Below are 249 nucleotides of genomic sequence, written 5' to 3' on the forward strand. Positions count from 1 at the left end.
GACATGTTTTAACGACTCAGAGACAAAGCTGAATCTGGGATTGTCAAAGATTTTTTCCTGAATGCCCAGAATGATGCGAAGATTGCTCTTGGAGCACATTTCCCCAAAAGCACGCAACACTTCCAAATCGAGTACAAGCTGACGTTCGTCTCGAGAAGTCAGATATGCGAGAAATTCGTCAACGACAATCAGAAATCCCTTATCAGGGTACTTCGCATTAAAATCTTCCATCATGTGACGGATAACTTG

Annotated in this window: 1 protein-coding gene; it reads right to left on the reverse strand. The window is 42.6% G+C overall.

Features of this window, described 5'->3' with window-relative positions:
* On the reverse strand, positions 1-234 hold a 234-nt coding region (locus tag ACY0MJ_RS22470; RefSeq protein WP_462640780.1), incomplete at its 3' end, for a DUF6079 family protein.
* Between the last annotated feature and the right edge of the window lie 15 nt (positions 235-249).

The sequence above is a fragment of the Ramlibacter sp. bp-362 genome (assembly GCF_054956735.1).